A 4,965-nucleotide genomic window follows, 5' to 3' on the forward strand; every position below is an offset into this window, starting at 1 on the left:
GGCGGCCGCGGCCGCGGTGGAGCCGACACTCCGAAGGTTCAGCGCGGACGTGCCAATCAGCGCGGACAGTGTGATGGCCATGACTCCAATCATAAGGGTCCGCACTTGTGCGGGTGCATGAGGAAATTACCAATCCATTGTGCGGATAGACCTAGTCCACGGTCGCGGTACCGCGTAGGGTCGCCAGTGAATATGAGCTCAGGCCCAAGGAAAGGGACGCACAACGTGGTCAACACCCTCCAGAACTTCATCAACGGCACCTTCGTTACACCCTCCGGCACCGAACTGGTGGACATCGTCAATCCCACCAACGGCGAGGTGGTAGCCAAGTCTCCGGTATCGGTTCAGGCGGATGTTGATGCCGCCATGTCGGCGGCCGCTGACGCGTTCAAGACTTGGAAGCGGGTCACTCCGGGCCAACGGCAGCTCATGCTCCTCAAGCTTGCCGACGCCATTGAAGGCGCCAGCGAAGAGCTCGTTGAGGCGCAGCACCGCAACACCGGCCAGGTGCGTGAAATGATCGCCTCCGAAGAAGTTGCAACGGGCGCGGACCAGATCCGGTTCTTCGCCGGGGCAGCACGCATTCTCGAAGGCAAGTCAGCCGGGGAGTACTTTGAGGGCCATACCTCGTATGTGCGCCGCGAACCCATCGGCGTGGTGGCCCAGGTTGCGCCGTGGAACTACCCCTTGCTGATGGCTATCTGGAAGATCGGCCCGGCGCTGGCAGCAGGCAACACCATTGTCCTCAAGCCCAGCGACACCACTCCGGAATCCACGCTGGTTTTGGCGAAACTCACCCAGGGCATCCTGCCCGACGGCGTACTCAACGTTGTGTTGGGCACAGGCGAGACCGGTGCCGCGATGGTGGAGCACAAAACGCCGGGGCTGGTGTCCATCACCGGGTCCGTGCGTGCGGGCATTGCCGTGGCCACCGGCGCCGCCAAGACGCTCAAGCGTGCGCACCTGGAGCTGGGCGGCAAGGCTCCCGCCGTGGTCTTCGCCGATGCGGACATCAAGAAGACCGCGGCCGCCGTGGCAGAGTTTGCGTTCTTCAATGCGGGCCAGGACTGCACCGCGATCACGCGTGTGCTGGTCCAGGACTCAGCGCACGATGACCTTGTGGCCGCGCTGGTGGAGCACACCAAAACCCTCACCACCGGAGACGCCGACGACACCAAGAACTACTTTGGACCGCTGAATAACATCAACCACTTCAACGCCGTCAACGCGGTGATGGACGCGCTTCCCGCACACTGCAAGATCGAAACCGGTGGCAAGCGCTCCGGTGACAAGGGCTACTTCTACGAAGCCACTATTGTCAGCGGTGCCAAGCAGACCGATGACATTGTGCAGAAGGAGACCTTTGGTCCTGTCATCACGGTGCAGAAGTTCTCCACCGAGGCGGAGGCCGTGGAACTGGCCAATGACGTCGAGTATGCGCTTGCCTCAAGTATCTGGACCACGGACCACGGAACCGCCATGCGCGTATCACGGGACCTGGACTTTGGCGCCGTCTGGATCAACACCCATATCCTGCTCACCGCCGAAATGCCGCACGGAGGCTTCAAGAGTTCCGGCTACGGCAAAGACCTCTCCATGTACGGCGTGGAGGATTACACCCGCATCAAGCACGTGATGAGCGCGCTGGACGCGTAGAAAGGAAATTCCCTCATGACAATCCAAACAACCCAGCCGCAGTTCCGGCTCGAGCAGAAGCGCAAGATCACCGGCGACTTTCCCGGCCCAAAGTCCACCGAGCTTAATGCCCGCCGCGCCGCTGTGGTGGCCAAGGGTGTTGCCTCGGCGGTCCCTGTTTATGTGGCGGATGCCGACGGCGGCATTGTGCACGATGTTGACGGCAACTCGTTCATTGACCTTGGTGCCGGCATTGCGGTCACCAGCGTCGGCGCCTCCGATCCCGCAGTTGTAGGGGCGGTCAAGGAGCAGGTGGAGCATTTCACTCACACCTGTTTCATGGTCACTCCGTACGAGGGCTACATTGCCGTGGCCGAGAAGCTGAACGCGATCACCCCCGGCGATTTCGAGAAGCGCACCGTCTTGTTCAACTCCGGTGCCGAGGCGGTCGAGAACGCCGTCAAGGTGGCACGCCTGGCCACCGGACGTAACGCCGTCGTCGCCTTTGACCACGCCTACCACGGCCGCACCAACCTCACCATGGCGCTCACCGCGAAGACCATGCCTTACAAGGCGAACTTCGGTCCCTTTGCGCCCGAGGTCTACAGGATTCCCATGAGCTACCCGTTCCGCGAAGAGAACCCCTCGATCACGGGTGCCGAGGCTGCCCAGCGGGCCATCACCATGATGGAGAAGCAAATCGGGGCGGACTCACTTGCCGCGATCATCATCGAGCCCATTCAGGGCGAGGGCGGATTCATTGTCCCCGCCGAGGGCTTCCTTCCGGCGATTGCGGACTGGGCGCGGGAAAACGGTGTCGTCTTCATTGCTGACGAGGTGCAGTCGGGCTTTTGCCGCACGGGGGAATGGTTTGCCGTCAACCACGAGGGTGTTGTGCCCGACATCATCACCATGGCCAAGGGAATTGCCGGCGGTATGCCGCTGTCTGCAATCACCGGCCGGGCCGACCTGTTCGATGCCGTTCACCCAGGTGGGCTGGGCGGAACCTACGGCGGCAATCCCGTGGCCTGCGCCGCTGCGATCGCCGCGATCGGAACCATGGAGGAGCAGGACCTCGCCGGACGGGCGAGGCATATCGAGGAGATCGTGACCACGCGGCTGCGGGCGGTTCAGGCGGACCTCGGATCACACAGTGTCATTGGCGAGGTCCGTGGCCGCGGCGCGATGCTGGCGATCGAGCTCGTGGTGCCCGGCACCAATACTCCCCATGCTGAGGCAACCAAGGCGATTGCGGCGTCGTGCCTGCAGGAGGGTGTCATCATCCTCACCTGCGGAACCTACGGTAATGTGATCCGGCTGCTGCCGCCTTTGGTGATCGGCGACGAGCTGCTGAACGACGGACTCGATGTGCTGGAGGCCGCAATCCGGGCGGTTACGTAGCCGGGTCTCCACGCGCTCCTTCGTCGCTTGGTCGACCACCGGAAGCTGGATTTGCTAGCGATCTCTTGGCCGACTACCGGCGCCCGGTGATCGACCAAATGCCGCCTGGGGCGTGCGGCACCCGGTGATCGACCAAATGCCGCCTGGGGCGTGCGTGGAGATCCGTGGTGCGGGGGTCGCTGGGGTCTCCACGCGCTCCTTCGTCGCTTGGTCGACCACCGGAAGCTGGATTTGCTAGCGATCTCTTGGCCGACCACCCGCCTCTGCCTCGCGCCGCAGCCCGTCCATGATGATGTCGAGGCCAAAGTCGAACGCGTCATCGGCACGGTTCGGGTAGCCCATCCCCTCCTTGAGCGCTGCCGCCAGCGCAGCGTTTGCGCCGTCGTCGGGCGCCCACACCTCCTCAGGAGCCGCGACGTCCAACGCCGAGCCCAGCACATAGTTGTCGATGACCGTGATGGCTTCGAGCGTGCGGCGGGGTGTAAAGCCGGCTGAGGCAAATGCGTCGGCCAGGATGTTGTACATGCGGATGGTGGTTTCGTCGCGCACGGAGTAGGCCGCGATGAGCGGAATGACCCGGGGGTGCTTGGCATACGCGTTGCGGTATTCGCGCGCAATCGCGGTGATGGTGTCATGCCACACGCCAGTCCCGGCAGGGATCTTCACCTGTGCGATCATATGACCGCGCATGAGCTCCACGATGTCCGACTTGCCCGTGACGTGGTTGTAGAGCGAGGACGGGCTGACCTTGAGCCGTTTGGCGAGGTCCGGAATGGTGAATTCGCCCGCCTGGTCCACGAGCGCCAGTGCGCCCCTTGCGATCAGGTTCGTTGAGAGCTTGGGCTTAAGCGGTCGCGCCACGAGTGGTCCTAACGGTTGGTTCACCCATCGTAGTGAATGTGTTTCGTTTTCCGCTTGCATCCCGAAGGGTCGTGTTCCATAATAAACGAATCTAATTCGTTTTATGTGATCCCGATCTCAATGGAGTTTCCCCATGATTGAAGTGACACGGCTCGAGACGCCCGAGTCTTTTGCCCGGTCCACACCTTCCAGCCGCGCAGCGCTGCGCGTCGGTCTGGTGCAGCACCGCTGGCAGCCCGACGTAGGTGCCCTGCACAGCGAACTGAACCACGGGATCGGGCGCGCAGCAGCGCTCGGCGCCACAGTGGTTTTCCTACCCGAGCTCACCCTTTCGCGATATCCGGCAGACACGTTGCCGGAAGGAACACCAGCGCACGACGGCGAGGACCTCCTTACCGGACCAACGTTCACCTTCGCTGCCAAGGCAGCCAAGGAGCACGGGGTGTGCGTTCACGCGTCGCTCTACCAGCGCGGCGACGTTGACGAAGAAGCGCTGGACGGGCTCGGTTTCAATACCGCAATCCTGGTCTCTCCAACCGGCGAACTGCTGGCCCGCACCCACAAACTCCACATCCCCGTCACCGAGGGGTATGTGGAGGACAAGTACTTCAGGCAGGGCCCGGCGGCGGAAGACGCCTACGCCGTCCATGCACCGGACGAGTTGAACGGCGCCCGTCTGGGAATGCCCACCTGCTGGGACGAATGGTTTCCGGAAGTGGCCCGGCTCTACTCGCTTGGCGGTGCGGAAGTTCTCGTCTACCCGACAGCCATCGGCTCCGAGCCAGCGTTTCCCGCCTTCGACACGCAGCCACTGTGGCAGCAGGTCATCGTGGGCAACGGCATCGCCAATGGCTTGTTCATGGTCGCGCCCAACCGTTGGGGCAACGAAGGTAACGTGAGCTTCTACGGCTCGTCCTTCATCTCGGATCCGTATGGCCGCGTCCTGGTCCAGGCGCCGCGTGACAAGTCCGCCGTTCTGGTCGCTGACCTCGACCTGGACCAGCGCAAGGACTGGCTTGATCTCTTCCCATTCCTGGCGACCCGCCGGCCGGACACCTACGGTGCGCT

At 63.0% G+C, this 4,965-nt stretch carries 4 protein-coding genes; 3 read left to right on the forward strand and 1 reads right to left on the reverse strand.

The window, feature by feature from the left end; genetic code table 11:
• The first annotated feature begins 225 nt into the window (after nt 1–225).
• Nucleotides 226–1,656 (forward strand): aminobutyraldehyde dehydrogenase, encoded by a 1,431-nt coding sequence (locus tag Y708_RS0108385; RefSeq protein WP_028279578.1) that lies wholly within the window; start codon nt 226–228, stop codon nt 1,654–1,656.
• A gap of 15 nt (nt 1,657–1,671) precedes the next feature.
• Nucleotides 1,672–3,036: a 4-aminobutyrate--2-oxoglutarate transaminase gene (gabT, locus tag Y708_RS0108390; RefSeq protein WP_028279579.1), complete on the forward strand. Its 1,365-nt coding sequence runs from the start codon at nt 1,672–1,674 to the stop codon at nt 3,034–3,036.
• Nucleotides 3,037–3,270: 234 nt separating this feature from the next.
• On the opposite strand, the gene Y708_RS0108395 is transcribed toward gabT, so the two are convergent.
• Entirely contained in the window at nt 3,271–3,897 is a 627-nt protein-coding gene (locus tag Y708_RS0108395) for a TetR/AcrR family transcriptional regulator C-terminal domain-containing protein (protein WP_028279580.1), read from the reverse strand.
• Between the two features lie 133 nt (nt 3,898–4,030).
• On the opposite strand from Y708_RS0108395, the gene Y708_RS0108400 reads away from it, so the two are divergent.
• Nucleotides 4,031–4,965: nitrilase-related carbon-nitrogen hydrolase (locus Y708_RS0108400; protein ID WP_028279581.1), on the forward strand; the 935-nt coding region annotated here is incomplete at its 3' end.

Source organism: Arthrobacter sp. H5 (assembly GCF_000520595.1).
Lineage (GTDB): Bacteria > Actinomycetota > Actinomycetes > Actinomycetales > Micrococcaceae > Arthrobacter_D.